Genomic DNA, 12,325 nt, shown 5'->3' on the forward strand with positions numbered 1-12,325 from the left:
GCCGATATCAGCGGCACTGAATATGCCGGCAAAACAATGCCGGCATTGGAATCACCTTACAAGTGCAGCCTGCGAGCAAACTTTTTAAGTACTTGCCGGCAAACGAAAAAACCCGGCCTGTACGGCCGGGTTCAGTATCGACGGAGTGAAAGAGGAGTCGGTCAGGCCGACAGCGTCTTGACCCGCTGGGCCAGCCGCGAGACCTTGCGCGAAGCCGTGTTCTTGTGGACGACGCCCTTGGTGGCGGCGCGCATCAATTCCGGCTCCGCCGCCTTGAAGGCTTCCACTGCCGCGGCCTTGTCGCCGGCGGCCAGCGCCTCTTCGACCTTGCGGATATAGGTGCGGACGCGCGAGCGGCGGTTCTTGTTGACCGCTGCGCGGCGGGCGATCTTGCGCGTTGCCTTTTTGGCCGAGGACGTGTTGGCCATGATGCCTCTCTTCTGATCTGGTGAGCGCCAGCGGGATGCCGCAGGGCGCAAAAAACAAACGGGCAGCCACAGGGCCGCCTCGGTTGGTGCGGCTTATAGTTCAGCTTTTCCGGCGCGTCAACGCCACTGGGCAGTCTTTTTGGGTGGTCTTTGGAGACCGAAAGCGCGGCGCGTCGTCACCCGCCTTCAATCATCGGGCGCCATGGCCTAGCGGTTGGTGAAACTCGGCTTCCGCTTCTCGACAAAGGCGGCCATGCCTTCTTTCTGATCGTCGAGCGCAAACAGTGAATGGAACAGGCGGCGTTCGAAGCGCAGCCCTTCGGCGAGCGTCGTCTCATAAGCGCGGTTGACTGCCTCCTTGGTCATCATCACCGACGGCAGCGAGAACTCGGCGATCTTGGCCGCTGCCTTCAGTGCTTCCTCGGTGAGTTCGGCGACCGGCACCACCCGCGATACCAAACCGCTCCGCTCGGCTTCGGCCGCGTCCATCATCCGCCCGGTCAGGCACATGTCCATCGCCTTCGACTTGCCGACGAAGCGGGTCAGCCGCTGCGATCCGCCCATGCCCGGCATGACGCCGAGCGTGATTTCGGGCTGGCCGAACTTGGCATTGTCGCCGGCGATGATGAAGTCGCACATCATGGCCAGCTCGCAGCCGCCGCCGAGCGCGTAGCCCGCGACCGCCGCGATGATGGGCTTGCGCGTGCGTGTGAATTCTTCCCAGCCGACGAAGAAATCCTGGCTGTAGGCATCGGCGAAGGACAGCGCCTGCATTTCCTTGATGTCGGCGCCGGCGGCGAACGCCTTTTCCGAGCCCGTGAGCACCATCGCGCCGATCGCTGGATCGGCGTTGAACGCGCTCGCCGCTGCCACGACCTCCGCGAGCACCTGCGAATTCAGCGCATTGAGCGCCTTGGGCCGGTTCAGCGTGATGAGCCCAACCTTGCCGCGTGTTTCCACCAGAATGGTTTCATAGGTCATGGATTCGCTTCCTTCCGCGGCAGTGGGGTGATCGATACCGTTCCTAGCTTACCGCTGACAGGTCCGGCAATAGAAGGTCGAGCGGCCGCTCTGCACGATGCGCTCGATGTGGCCGCGGCAGCCCGGCTTCGGGCACGGCTCGCCCTCGCGGTCGTACACCGCGAAGGAATGCTGGAAATAGCCGAGCGATCCGTCGGCCTGGACATAGTCGCGCAGCGAGGAGCCGCCCGCGGCGATCGCATCGGCTATGACGGAGCGGATCGCTCCGGCAAGACGTTCGCTTTGTTCTTTCGCCTTCTTGGCCGGTCCTGCGATGGTGCCGGCTTCACGCAGCGGCGAGAGGCCGGCGCGCCACAAGGCTTCCGCCACATATATATTGCCCAGTCCGGCGATCAGGCGCTGATCGAGCAGCGCCGCCTTGAGCGGCGATCTGCGATCCTTCAGCAGCGAGGCGAGCAGGGGGCCGTCGAGCGCGTTGCCGGTTGGCTCGATGCCGAGCCCCGCCAGCATCGGATGTGTGTCCGGCGGCCCTTCGGCAAACAGCATGAAGCCGAAGCGGCGCGGGTCGTTGAAGACGACGCGCGATCGCTTGCCCGTAGTCGAGGCGACATCGAACACGACATGGTCATGCGCCGCGCTTTTCGAGCGCTCGTGATGGAAGGTGCCGGGGATGTCGCTGCTCCCGGCGGCCTCGACCCGGAACGATCCCGACATGCCGAGATGACAGATGAGAACCGGGCCGTTTTCGATATGCATCGTCAGGTATTTGGCGCGACGGCCAAGCGCCGTCACCGTCTTGCCGGTAAGCCGCTCCGAAAAACGTTCGGGAAAAGGAAAGCGAAGGTCGGGCCTGCGTGCCTCGATCTTGACGAGCCGCGCCCCTTCCAGAACCGGTTGCAGTCCGCGCCGCACGGTCTCGACTTCAGGCAGCTCAGGCATGGCCGCCTATCGTTGCGAGGAAGGACGTCCCGTGGCAGCCGGTTGCCAGGCCGAGATGATCCGCGACGGTTTCGCCGATATCGGCGAAGGTCGGCCTCAGCCCGATGTCGCCGCCCTTCAGCCCCGGCCCGATGCCGATCACCGGAACGCGCTCGCGCGTATGGTCGGTGCCGCGCCAGGTCGGATCGTTGCCATGGTCGGCGGTGAGGATGAGGAGATCGCCCGGCCTGATGCGCGACAGCGCCTCCGGCAGCCGGCGGTCGAAGGCTTCGAGCGCCGCGGCATAGCCGGCGACATCGCGCCGGTGCCCGAACTCGGTATCGAAATCGACGAAATTGGCAAAGACCAGATCGCCGTCGCAGGCGTCGTCCATGGCGCCGAGCGCCTTGTCGAACATCGCCATGTTGCCGCCGGCCTTGCGCACTTCCGAAATGCCGCGATGAGCGAAGATGTCGCCGATCTTGCCGACGGCGATGACCTTGCTGCCGCGGCCGGTCAGCCGGTCGAGCAGGGTCTCTTCCGGCGGCGGCACCGCATAGTCGCGGCGATTGTGGGTGCGCTGGAACGTGGCGGGCGTCTCGCCCACGAATGGCCGCGCGATCACGCGCCCGATCTTCAAGCGGTCGGCCAGCCGGCGCACCGTGAGGCAAAGCTCATAAAGCCGCTCCAGGCCGAAATGCGTTTCATGCGCGGCGATCTGCAGCACGGAATCGACCGATGTGTAGCAGATCGGCATGCCGGTGCGGATATGCTCTTCGCCGAGCCGCTCTATGATCTCGGTTCCAGGCGCGTGACAGTTCCCGAGGATGCCCGGCAGCTTGCCTTCTCGGATGATGGCGTCGGTCAGCTCGGCCGGGAAGGCTGGCACCGTGTCGGGAAAATAGCCCCAGTCGAAACGCACCGGCAGGCCGGCGATCTCCCAGTGGCCCGACGGCGTGTCCTTGCCGCTCGACACTTCCTGGGCGGCGCCGTGAAACGCCGAGGCGATCAGCGGCGCGTCGATGCCGGTTCTCGATCCTGTCGCGGTTTGCGCCGCGCAGCCAAGCCCGAGCGACATCATGTTGGGCACCGCGAGCTGTCCGTTGCGCAGCCCTTGCCTGTCGGCGCGGCCGTCGGCGCAGGCCTTGAATATATGTCCGAACGTGTCGGCGCCGGTATCGCCATAGCGTTCGGCGTCGGCCGCGCCGCCGATGCCGAAAGAATCGAGAACGAACAGGAACGCGCGCGCCATGGCTATCTTTGTTGTCAGTGCTCATTGCCAGACATAAGGTTCCCCGGCGGCGTTGGCAAATCGGAAACCAAACCGCCACGCTTGGCGCCATAATTGCGGCGAGGCGCGGATGCAGCGGGGACGAAGCAGATATGGCAAGGCGCGGCAAAACCGCGGCAAGGCAGGCCGTGAAAATGTGCGCGGCCGCCCTCGCGACGTTCGGCGCTGCCTCTTGGCCGGCACGCGCCGACTGGCGTGACGACATCGGAACGTTTCGCATCGGCATCGTCGCCGAACCGGGTGGCGGCAACACCGTTCCGGGGCTCGCGCGCCTGACCGACGCCTACGCCAATGCGCTCGGCATGAAGGTCGAGTTCGTCGTTGCGCGCGATTACGCGGCGCTGATCGAGGCACAGGCGAGCGGACGCGTGCAATACGCGGTCTATTCAGCTCTCGCCTATGCCACGGCTTCAGAGCGCTGCGGCTGTGTCGAGCCTCTGGTGGCGCCGATCGATGCCGACGGCGCCGTCGGCATCCGTTCCGTCCTGGTGACGCGCGACGGCAAAGTGCCGGACCTCGCCGCGCTGGCCTCGCATCGGATCGCGATCGCGCCCGACGACAATGTCGGCGGTTCTCTGTTGCCGCTGTCGGCGCTGTCGGCCGAAGGCGTCAAGATCGCACGGGATTCGCCCTTTCTCGTGCGCGCCGCTTCAGCCACCGCAGCCGAGATGATGCTGGCCGGCGGCGAAGCGGACGCCCTGTTTGGGTGGGAGCCGGCCGGTGCCGACGGCCAGCCCAGCCACTCTGGTGGCAGCGTCGCGCGGCTGGAGGCTGCCGGCCTCCCTGAGGCATCGCTTCGGGTGTTGTGGTCCTCGGGCCTCTTGCGCTACGGCCCGCACGCTGTCCGCAGCGATCTCGAACCCGAGGCAAAGCGCCGGCTGACGGTCTTCCTGACCAGTCTCAGGTCACAGACGCCGGATGTGTACGACCTGCTGGAGCGCGCGCATTCCGGCGGCTTTGGGCAGGCCGCGCAGAAGGACTATGCGATGGCGGTGGCGATCGTGCGGCAGGAGACGGCCGGGCAGGAATAGCGTGTCAGCAGTCGCCGCAGGGTATCGTGGGGGACCGGCGGGGCCTTAGATAGTAGGTTTCGCTCATGTTTATGTGGCTGAAAGTCGACAACAATCCTGCTGATTGCTGTTGGGCGTTTTTCCCGTCCCAGGCGATGACCGGCGTATAGCCTAGATCGCTCTCCACGCGAATCAGGAAAGTGTTGCGGATCCTCAGCGTCGAGGGAACGGTCGTGGTGTCGCCGGGCTTGGTATCGGCGCTGTAGGTGGTGCCCACCAGCTTGCGGGACCACGCCACCGTCACTGTCGGCGTCGCGTCGTCGGACATCTGTATGGCGGTGATGATGATCTTAGGATCCGAGCGATTGTAGGGCTGCAGCGTCGATTTGCCGATCTTCATCATTGCATCGAGATTGGCCTTCACGACGGTCTGCTGCTGCGTGACGAGATCCGCCACCATGCTGCCGATGCGGCTCACCTTCTTGCTGGTCTCGATGGCCTGCGAGGCCTCCATCGTGATGAAATACATGATCAGCAGCACCGGCACGATGAACGCGAACTCGATCGCCGCGACGCCGCGGCGGTCGCGGCAAAACCGCTCCACCTTCGCCGAAATCCCCCGCAGTGCCCCCGCACTATGCATATCGTCCTCCACGCCGCGGCTTCAGCCGTCGAGCAGCCTCAATTGTCGTCGAATGGCTCGTTCTGCCAGGTCACGGACGCGAAATGCAGCGTTTTGCTGTCCTTCAGATTTGCCATCGACTTGGCCAGGAAATCGGTCATCACCGGCCATTTGTAGAACACCCGCAGCATGTTGATGGTCTCTGCCAATCCAGGAGAGACGGTGGGGGTCGTCGAGTTCGTCCCCTGCGTAAGCACGATATCTCCGTCCACGATCTTGAAGCCCGCCGTGGCGGCGTCGGCGAAACTCGGATATTCGCGCAAATCGACCACCAATCCCGGGCAACCCTGGGCCACCATGATCTCAAGCCTGCTGCAGATCAGCTGCTTGATGGAAGCTTCGGTGACGTTCGTCTTTTGCAATTGCCCGGTCCGAAGCTGGCGGGCCACGTCGTCGGTGACGTTGGCCATCACCTCCTGGCCGGCGAACGAAATGCAGCTCTCGAGAATGGCGAAGACGAGAAGCGCGAACGGTATGGCCAGCATCGCGAATTCCATCGCCGTGCTGCCGCGCCTGTCGCTGAAAAAGCCGGGGCGCGATCCGGCGCGCGCCTTGCTATCCATGCCGTTGCCGGATGTGGCATCCTTGCTCATATCGCGTCCCTGCCGATCCCCTTACGGTACCGGCGGCAAGGTTAGCGAAAACCCATTGAGTTCCGGTTTGGATGATCGTTAAATTCGTCGGGCAAGCGTTAAGCTGACTTTAATGCCGGCGGGTTCGCCCCTTCGCAAGGCTCAGTGCCCGGCGTTCATTTCGGATTCGGAAGCCTTCTCGGCCTCGCTCTTGAACGCACTCTCGCAATAGGGTGTGCAGGACATGGTCTGGACTTCGGCGCGTCTGTAGATGCGTACCGAGGAGGCGGCCTGCCGCACGACGGTTACCTGTTCATCGATGATCGGGCTGCCGTCCGTATCGAGCACGACCATATTGGTGACACCGAAGCCCTTGCCGGTGAGAACGATGGTCGAGGCGTCCTGCACGGACGCGTCGGCAATCGCCGGATTGCCGATGACGACCGTGTCGGCCGCACGTGACAATTTGACGATCTTTGCCTGGTTCATGGTGACTTCTATGCCGGCGCCGGCCCTGGCCGGCATGACCAACGCGGCAGTTGCCAGCAGCGCAGCGACTGGAAACAGCGATCTCGACGACGTCATTGAAGCGCTCCCGGCGGGCAGATTCTTCAACGGAACATGAACGAGATTGGTGAAGCAACGGTTAAACCGGGCCCGGTATGATTAAGGATCGCCTGCGTGGTGCGCCATGCGTCCATGGCGCTTATTGTTTTAGCAATATTGCACAAGCGCCGGTTTCCCGGGGGCCCAGGCTCCCTGGCGATGTTTAGGCCACGATTAACCACACAGCGCGTTCGCCACCGGAAAGGAATCGCTAAGGCTGTTTATTAAGCCGATTGAAACGGCTTCTCCCTAAATTTGCGGCATCCGATCAACCGCGAAGAGAAGTTGACGGAAGTGCTGCAACACGTGGAGTAGGAGCTCTCGAATGTCTAATCTCATTGCACGTTTCGTGAAAGAAGAATCCGGCGCGACCGCCATCGAATATGGTCTGATCGCCGCTCTCATCGCGCTCGCCATCATGATCGGCGCTGGAGCGCTCGGCACGTCGCTGAACGCCAAGTTCCAGAACATTGCCAACACGCTTAACGGCGCCGGGAATCCGTAACAAGCTGCGGTATCGCGCCTTCGAACAAGAAGAAAAGGGCCGCCAGTAGCGGCCTTTTTCACGCAGTCGGCCGATTTTGATCGTCAGGCCTCATCGATCGTTAATCCGCCGCGCTTAGGATGCCGCTGAAAACTTGCCATAGGCCGCCGCATCAATGCTTGAAGCCGTGATCTTCGTCGTCTTTCCTTTCTGCATGCTGTTCGCTGCGGTCTCGGACACCTTGTCGATGACGATCGCCAACCGCGTTCCCGTGTTGCTGGTGGCCACATTCGCCCTTGTCGCGCCGCTCTCCGGGATGGACTGGGCAGCCTACGGCTGGCACTTCGCCGCCGGCGCCCTCGTGCTCGCGATGACGTTCGGCCTTTTTGCGCTCGGTGGCATGGGCGGCGGCGATGCCAAGCTTCTGGCCGCGACCGCTCTATGGATGGGCCTCAACATCAACCTGATCGGCTATCTGGTGACGTCGGCTTTCATCGGCGGCCTGCTTACGCTGGCAATCCTTGCTTACCGGAAATCGCCGCTCCCCATGTACACCGGCCACAACCGATTCCTGCGCCATTTCGCGGACGAGAGCGTCGGCGTCCCATATGGCATCGCGCTGGGCGCGGGCGGACTGATCACTTTCCCGGATTCGCCGCTGATGGTCTGGGCGCTGGAAAGGCTCACGACATAGGCTTGGGGCGAGATCGATATCGGCGACTCTCCGGGTGGCCCAAGCCGCCTTTTTTGTTAAAACGCAAGGCGGCTCGGCCGCTTTTTTGTTAACGGCGGCCGTTCCGTCTAATTTGAGTAAACCTTAAATTAATCACGATCGTAAGTATTGCATTAACCTTGTTTTGACGATTACAGCTGCAAAGTCCGGCCTGGCGAGGTGGTTTGCCTTTAAGGCGAAGGGTTACGGACGAATGCCAGCATCCCGATTGATTATTCTGGGCGTGGCTGCGGTCGCGGCGGGTGGCGCGGGCTATGTGGCGAAGAACATGGTCGTGGCGCCGCCGCCTCAGGCCGTCGTCGATGCGCCCAAGCAGCCGGCGATCGCGCTGCAGGATGTGCTGGTGCTTTCCGGCGACGTGCCGATGGGCAGCCAGCTCGGCAACAACATCAGCTGGGAAGAATGGCCGGCCGATGGTGTCAACGCCAATTTCATCACGCGCGCCGCCGAGCCTGACGCGATCGAAAAGCTCAAGGGCTCGGTCGCCCGTGTCGCCATGTATACCGGCGAACCTTTGCGGCGCTCCAAACTGGTCGGCGAAGGGCAGAGCTTCATGTCGTCGATCCTGCCTTCCGGCATGCGCGCCGTCGCGACCGCAATATCGGCCGACACGTCCGCCGGCGGCTTCATCCTGCCCAACGACTTCGTCGACGTTATCATGACCCGCCGCGCCGACACCGGTAATGGCGGCAGCGGTTTCAACACCGAGACGATCCTCAAGAACATCCGTGTGCTGGCCATCGACCAGACCATCCAGGAAGACGAGGAAGGCAAGAAGACTAGGGTCGGCCAGACCGCGACGCTGGAACTGACGCCGCAGCAGGCGGAGATCATCACGGTGGCGCAGCAGATGGCAGACCGCCTGACGCTCGCGCTGCGCCCGATCACCGACATCCATGAAAAGGCTACGGACGAAGCCGACTACCTGGTCAACGGCAATGGCCGGCGCGGAACGGTGCGCCTGATCAAGTCGGGCGAGGTTTCCGAGGTGGGAGCAAGGAAATGAGGCTGAACGGTAAACTGCTGCCCTTCCTGGCCGCCGCTGCGATCGGTTTTTTCCTGGTCGGCACCGGCGCCCCGGGACTGGTCGAAGCCAAGGCCGCGAGCGCCGGCGTGTCGGCTTCCGTCGCCACGCAGCGCGTCAAGCTCGGCCTCAACAAATCCGTGGTCATCGACTTGCCGAGCGACGCCTATGACATCCTTGTCGCCAATCCGGCGGTTGCCGATGCCGTTACCCGCACGGCGCGGCGGATCTACCTGTTCGGCAAGGCGGTCGGCGAAACCAACATCTTCGTTTTCGGTCCCAATGGCGAGCAGATCGTCAGTCTGGATCTGGCCGTCGAGCGCGACGTCGCCGGGCTGGAAGACTATCTGAAGCGCTTCATCCCGTCCTCGCAGATCAAGGTCGAGCTGCTCAACGACAACGTCGTCCTGACGGGCATGGTCGACACGCCACTCGATGCCAAGCGCGCCGTCGACCTGGCGACCATCTTCGTGTCAGGCGGCGAAGCGACGACCGGTCAATATTCGCAGACCGCCGCCGGCGGCTCGGTCAATGGCGGTGTCGACATCAACAATCCCGACCAGGAGCGCCGCGTCTCCAAGATCGTCAACCTCCTGCAGATCATCGGCGACGACCAGGTGACGCTCAAGGTGACCGTCGCGGAAGTCAGCCGCTCGGTGATGAAACAGCTCGGCGTCAATATGTTTGGCAGTGGAGAAAGCAACGGCATCACCTGGTCGGCAACAGGCGACAATCCCATGGGGCTCGGCAAGCCTCTCAGCAATTCGGGATTTAATATCAGCTCGTCCTCACTGCAGGCTTATGTCAACGCGCTGGAACAGTCGGGCGTGATGAAGACGCTCGCAGAGCCAACCCTGACGGCGGTTTCAGGCGAGAAGGCCACGTTCAAGGTTGGTGGCGAATACAATATTGTCTCCAGCCAGGCCATTACCGATCCTGACATCACCAAGGGCATTCCTTCGAAACTGACTTACCAGCTCGACAAGGTGGACTACGGCATCGGACTGGAATTCCAGCCGGTTGTGCTGTCCGCCGGTCGCATAAGCCTGAAGGTCCGGACGGCGGTCTCCGAGCCGACGACTGAAGGTTCCGCCGCGTTTTCGACGGGACAAAAGAATGCTCCCGCCGCGAGCATACTCTCCATTCGCAAGCGCCTCGCCGACACCACTGTCGAGCTTCCCTCCGGCGGCTCGATGATGATTGCGGGCCTTGTCCGCGATGATGTCCGTCAGGCGGTCAGCCAGTTCCCGGGATTGGGCAAGATCCCCGTCCTCGGCACGCTGTTCCGCAGCCGCGATTTCGTCCGCAACGAGAGCGAGCTCGTCATCATCATCACGCCCTATCTGACGCGGCCGGTGGCGCGAAACGACCTGGCCAAGCCGGATGACAATTTCAATCCTGCGAGCGACGGCGCCGGCATGTTCCTCGGCCGCGTCAACCGCGTCTACGGCACCATGCAGACCGACAGACCGCCGGGTCGCTACCACGGCGTCGTCGGCTTCATCTACAAATGAGTAGGAATGCGGATATGTCCAAGTCAGCATCGAAGGTCATGACGGTCCGGACGGCATCCGGCATCGCAAGGCTCCGTCGGCGGGTGGTGCCGGCACTGGTAGCTATGCTGGCGTCGTCGCTCGCAGGTTGCGCCAACCGTGACAGCGTCACGGTTGGGTCGATTCCGGACGATTACCGCACGACACATCCGATCGTCATCGCCGAGAAGAACCAGAAGATCGACCTGCCGGTCGGCGCTGGCGATCGCGGCATGACCGGCGCGCAGCGCGATACACTGCTGGGCTTTCTCGACGGCTATGACAAGAGCGCCGCGCCGGCTCTCACGATCGCGATGCCGGTCGGGTCCGCTAACGAGATTGCCGCCCGATCGGCGGGCCGCGATTTTGCCAGGCTCGCCATGGCGGCGGGCGTGAAGCGCAACCGCATCATCATGACATCCTATCAGTCGGCGGTGCCGGAAGCGTCCGCGCCGGTGCGCGTCGCTTTCGTTTCGGTGCGGGCCCAAACCGACAAATGCGGCCGTTGGCCGGACGATATCCTGGAGACCTCTGAGAACAAGCACTATGCCGACTTCGGCTGCTCGTACCAAAACAACCTCGCGGCTCAAGTCGCCAATCCCAACGATCTGATCGGGCCGCGCAAGCAGTCCGACATCGACGCCGAAAATCGCGGCGCGGTGATCGACAAATACCGCGCCAGGGGCATCTCGGACGAGTTCCTCGGCAATTCGGAAGTAACCTACTAAGCCGCGCCGGACGACGAAGAGAGCAGTCACGGAAAGACCAGGACGATGAGCAATCTTGCCTACGACACGCCCGCGGAAACCAGCGACCTTTCGCAGCAGGACATCGCCGCCATGCAGGCGCTGCGTCCCGTGCCGCGCATTTCGATCCAGGCTTTCTGCGAGACCGAGGGGGTCGCCAATCCCGTCACGCGTGCCGGCGAGGATCGCCGGATGGCCAAGGCCCATCTCAAGGTCCATATGGGCGGCATTCCGACCGCGATCGAGTTCTACCAGTCCGCGCCGACACCGAACCTGATCCTGCTGGAATCGCGTAGCGAACCGCAGCAGTTGCTCGAACAACTGGGCCAGCTCGCGGAATATTGCGATCCGTCCTCCAAGGTCGTGGTCATTGGTCACTACAATGATGTCGGGCTCTACCGCGAGCTTATCCGCTCAGGCATCTCCGAATATGTCATCGCGCCGGTCTCGATGTCCGACATCGTCAGCGTCGTGTCGTCGATCTTCGTCGATCCAGATTCGGAGCCGATCGGCCGCTCGATCGCCTTCATCGGCGCCAAGGGCGGCGTGGGCTCCTCGACCATCGCTCACAATGTCGCCTGGGCGATGTCTTCCCTGTTCAAGTCCGAAGTCGTCATCGCCGATCTCGATCTTGCCTTCGGCACCGCCAATATCAATTTCGACCAGGATCCGGCGCAAGGCATCGCCGAGGCGGTGTTTTCGCCGGAGCGGGTCGACGAGGTCTATCTCGACCGCCTTCTCGCGCAATGCGCCGAGCATCTGTCGCTGCTCGCGGCTCCCTCCACGCTCGAGCGCGTCTATGATTTCGATTCCGAGGCCTTCGCGCAGATCATCGAGACGGCGCAGCGCAGCGCGCCTTTGCTGGTCCTCGACGTCCCTCACGTCTGGAGCGGGTGGACCAAGAGCACGCTGATCAAGGCGGATGAGGTCGTCATCACGGCCACGCCTGAGCTCGCAAATCTTCGCAACACCAAGAACATGGTGGACATGCTGAAGCGGCTGCGTCCGAACGATCCGCCGCCGAAGCTGATCATCAACCAGGCGGGCGTGCCGAAGCGGCCGGAGATCGCGGCTTCCGACTTTGCCGAACCGCTCGGCATCACGCCGATGGCGGTGATCAACTTCGAACCGCTGCTGTTCGGCAATGCCGCCAACAACGGCCGCATGCTCTCCGAGATGGACGCCAAGAGCCCGGTCGTCGCGACCATCAATGAAATAGCGCATGTCCTGACCGGACGCAGCGAAATCAAGGCAAGGAAGAAGGCAGGCCTAGGCTCGATCCTCGGCAAGCTCTCGCGCAACAAGAAGTGACGCTGAT

15 protein-coding genes are annotated in these 12,325 nt (G+C 62.9%); 7 read left to right on the forward strand and 8 right to left on the reverse strand.

Going from position 1 to position 12,325, the window contains the following annotated elements:
* Nucleotides 1-161 precede the first annotated feature (161 nt).
* The 4 genes from rpsT to FJW06_RS10035 form a co-directional block, all read right to left on the reverse strand.
* The gene (gene rpsT, locus FJW06_RS10020; RefSeq protein WP_140751078.1) at nt 162-428 is read right to left on the reverse strand and encodes a 30S ribosomal protein S20; all 267 of its coding nucleotides are present in this window, start codon (nt 426-428) and stop codon (nt 162-164) included.
* Nucleotides 429-635: 207 nt separating this feature from the next.
* Complete coding sequence (locus FJW06_RS10025) at nt 636-1,409, reverse strand: enoyl-CoA hydratase (protein ID WP_140751080.1); 774 nt, start codon at nt 1,407-1,409, stop codon at nt 636-638.
* Nucleotides 1,410-1,457: 48 nt separating this feature from the next.
* Nucleotides 1,458-2,348 (reverse strand): bifunctional DNA-formamidopyrimidine glycosylase/DNA-(apurinic or apyrimidinic site) lyase, encoded by an 891-nt coding sequence (gene mutM / locus FJW06_RS10030; RefSeq protein WP_140751082.1) that lies wholly within the window; start codon nt 2,346-2,348, stop codon nt 1,458-1,460.
* Nucleotides 2,341-3,579: a phosphopentomutase gene (locus FJW06_RS10035; protein WP_140751084.1), complete on the reverse strand. Its 1,239-nt coding sequence runs from the start codon at nt 3,577-3,579 to the stop codon at nt 2,341-2,343. The genes mutM and FJW06_RS10035 overlap by 8 nt, the downstream gene beginning before the upstream one ends.
* Nucleotides 3,580-3,752: 173 nt before the next feature.
* On the opposite strand from FJW06_RS10035, the gene FJW06_RS10040 reads away from it, so the two are divergent.
* A complete protein-coding gene (locus tag FJW06_RS10040; RefSeq protein WP_246674570.1) occupies nt 3,753-4,649 on the forward strand; it encodes a PhnD/SsuA/transferrin family substrate-binding protein in 897 nt (298 codons plus the stop codon).
* 4 nt (nt 4,650-4,653) lie between these two features.
* Here the strand turns inward: FJW06_RS10040 and FJW06_RS10045 are convergent, their stop codons facing one another.
* The 3 genes from FJW06_RS10045 to FJW06_RS10055 form a co-directional block, all read right to left on the reverse strand.
* Entirely contained in the window at nt 4,654-5,271 is a 618-nt protein-coding gene (locus FJW06_RS10045) for a TadE/TadG family type IV pilus assembly protein (protein ID WP_140751088.1), read from the reverse strand.
* A 38-nt stretch (nt 5,272-5,309) separates the two neighbouring features.
* On the reverse strand, nt 5,310-5,873 hold the full coding sequence (locus FJW06_RS10050; protein ID WP_140751162.1) for a TadE/TadG family type IV pilus assembly protein: 564 nt from the start codon (nt 5,871-5,873) through the stop codon (nt 5,310-5,312).
* A gap of 171 nt (nt 5,874-6,044) precedes the next feature.
* Complete coding sequence (locus FJW06_RS10055; RefSeq protein ID WP_140751090.1) at nt 6,045-6,467, reverse strand: pilus assembly protein N-terminal domain-containing protein; 423 nt, start codon at nt 6,465-6,467, stop codon at nt 6,045-6,047.
* Nucleotides 6,468-6,813: 346 nt separating this feature from the next.
* Here FJW06_RS10055 and FJW06_RS10060 point away from each other — a divergent pair, with 346 nt between their 5' ends.
* A complete protein-coding gene (locus FJW06_RS10060; protein ID WP_140751092.1) occupies nt 6,814-6,993 on the forward strand; it encodes a Flp family type IVb pilin in 180 nt (59 codons plus the stop codon).
* A gap of 114 nt (nt 6,994-7,107) precedes the next feature.
* On the opposite strand, the gene FJW06_RS30780 is transcribed toward FJW06_RS10060, so the two are convergent.
* The gene (locus FJW06_RS30780) at nt 7,108-7,233 is read right to left on the reverse strand and encodes a hypothetical protein (protein WP_281404879.1); all 126 of its coding nucleotides are present in this window, start codon (nt 7,231-7,233) and stop codon (nt 7,108-7,110) included.
* On the opposite strand from FJW06_RS30780, the gene FJW06_RS10065 reads away from it, so the two are divergent.
* The 5 genes from FJW06_RS10065 (at nt 7,187) to FJW06_RS10085 (ending at nt 12,318) form a co-directional block, all read left to right on the forward strand.
* On the forward strand, nt 7,187-7,666 hold the full coding sequence (locus tag FJW06_RS10065) for a prepilin peptidase (RefSeq protein WP_246674573.1): 480 nt from the start codon (nt 7,187-7,189) through the stop codon (nt 7,664-7,666). The two genes, FJW06_RS30780 and FJW06_RS10065, sit on opposite strands and share 47 nt — an antisense overlap.
* A 232-nt stretch (nt 7,667-7,898) precedes the next feature.
* Nucleotides 7,899-8,711, forward strand: a complete 813-nt coding sequence (cpaB, locus tag FJW06_RS10070; protein ID WP_140751096.1) for a Flp pilus assembly protein CpaB — start codon at nt 7,899-7,901, stop codon at nt 8,709-8,711.
* The gene (locus FJW06_RS10075; protein ID WP_140751098.1) at nt 8,708-10,243 is read left to right on the forward strand and encodes a type II and III secretion system protein family protein; all 1,536 of its coding nucleotides are present in this window, start codon (nt 8,708-8,710) and stop codon (nt 10,241-10,243) included. Before cpaB ends, FJW06_RS10075 begins: the two co-directional genes overlap by 4 nt.
* Nucleotides 10,244-10,257: 14 nt before the next feature.
* Complete coding sequence (locus FJW06_RS10080) at nt 10,258-10,989, forward strand: CpaD family pilus assembly protein (RefSeq protein ID WP_140751100.1); 732 nt, start codon at nt 10,258-10,260, stop codon at nt 10,987-10,989.
* 45 nt (nt 10,990-11,034) lie between these two features.
* Nucleotides 11,035-12,318, forward strand: a complete 1,284-nt coding sequence (locus tag FJW06_RS10085) for a CpaE family protein (protein WP_140751102.1) — start codon at nt 11,035-11,037, stop codon at nt 12,316-12,318.
* The last annotated feature ends 7 nt before the right edge of the window (nt 12,319-12,325 follow it).

The organism is Mesorhizobium sp. B4-1-3 (assembly GCF_006439355.1).
Classification (GTDB): domain Bacteria; phylum Pseudomonadota; class Alphaproteobacteria; order Rhizobiales; family Rhizobiaceae; genus Mesorhizobium.

What these genes read in the sequence shown, in the direction of transcription:
- FJW06_RS10075 (WP_140751098.1), top strand. Translation starts at nt 8,708, where the DNA reads ATGAGGCTGAACGGTAAACTGCTGCCCTTCCTGGCCGCCGCTGCGATC.
- FJW06_RS10055 (WP_140751090.1), bottom strand. Translation starts at nt 6,467, where the DNA reads ATGACGTCGTCGAGATCGCTGTTTCCAGTCGCTGCGCTGCTGGCAACT.
- FJW06_RS10060 (WP_140751092.1), top strand. Translation starts at nt 6,814, where the DNA reads ATGTCTAATCTCATTGCACGTTTCGTGAAAGAAGAATCCGGCGCGACC.
- FJW06_RS10050 (WP_140751162.1), bottom strand. Translation starts at nt 5,873, where the DNA reads ATGGATAGCAAGGCGCGCGCCGGATCGCGCCCCGGCTTTTTCAGCGAC.
- FJW06_RS10080 (WP_140751100.1), top strand. Translation starts at nt 10,258, where the DNA reads ATGTCCAAGTCAGCATCGAAGGTCATGACGGTCCGGACGGCATCCGGC.
- FJW06_RS10025 (WP_140751080.1), bottom strand. Translation starts at nt 1,409, where the DNA reads ATGACCTATGAAACCATTCTGGTGGAAACACGCGGCAAGGTTGGGCTC.
- FJW06_RS10035 (WP_140751084.1), bottom strand. Translation starts at nt 3,579, where the DNA reads ATGGCGCGCGCGTTCCTGTTCGTTCTCGATTCTTTCGGCATCGGCGGC.
- mutM (WP_140751082.1), bottom strand. Translation starts at nt 2,348, where the DNA reads ATGCCTGAGCTGCCTGAAGTCGAGACCGTGCGGCGCGGACTGCAACCG.
- FJW06_RS10085 (WP_140751102.1), top strand. Translation starts at nt 11,035, where the DNA reads ATGAGCAATCTTGCCTACGACACGCCCGCGGAAACCAGCGACCTTTCG.
- rpsT (WP_140751078.1), bottom strand. Translation starts at nt 428, where the DNA reads ATGGCCAACACGTCCTCGGCCAAAAAGGCAACGCGCAAGATCGCCCGC.
- FJW06_RS10045 (WP_140751088.1), bottom strand. Translation starts at nt 5,271, where the DNA reads ATGCATAGTGCGGGGGCACTGCGGGGGATTTCGGCGAAGGTGGAGCGG.
- FJW06_RS10065 (WP_246674573.1), top strand. Translation starts at nt 7,187, where the DNA reads ATGCTGTTCGCTGCGGTCTCGGACACCTTGTCGATGACGATCGCCAAC.
- cpaB (WP_140751096.1), top strand. Translation starts at nt 7,899, where the DNA reads ATGCCAGCATCCCGATTGATTATTCTGGGCGTGGCTGCGGTCGCGGCG.
- FJW06_RS10040 (WP_246674570.1), top strand. Translation starts at nt 3,753, where the DNA reads ATGTGCGCGGCCGCCCTCGCGACGTTCGGCGCTGCCTCTTGGCCGGCA.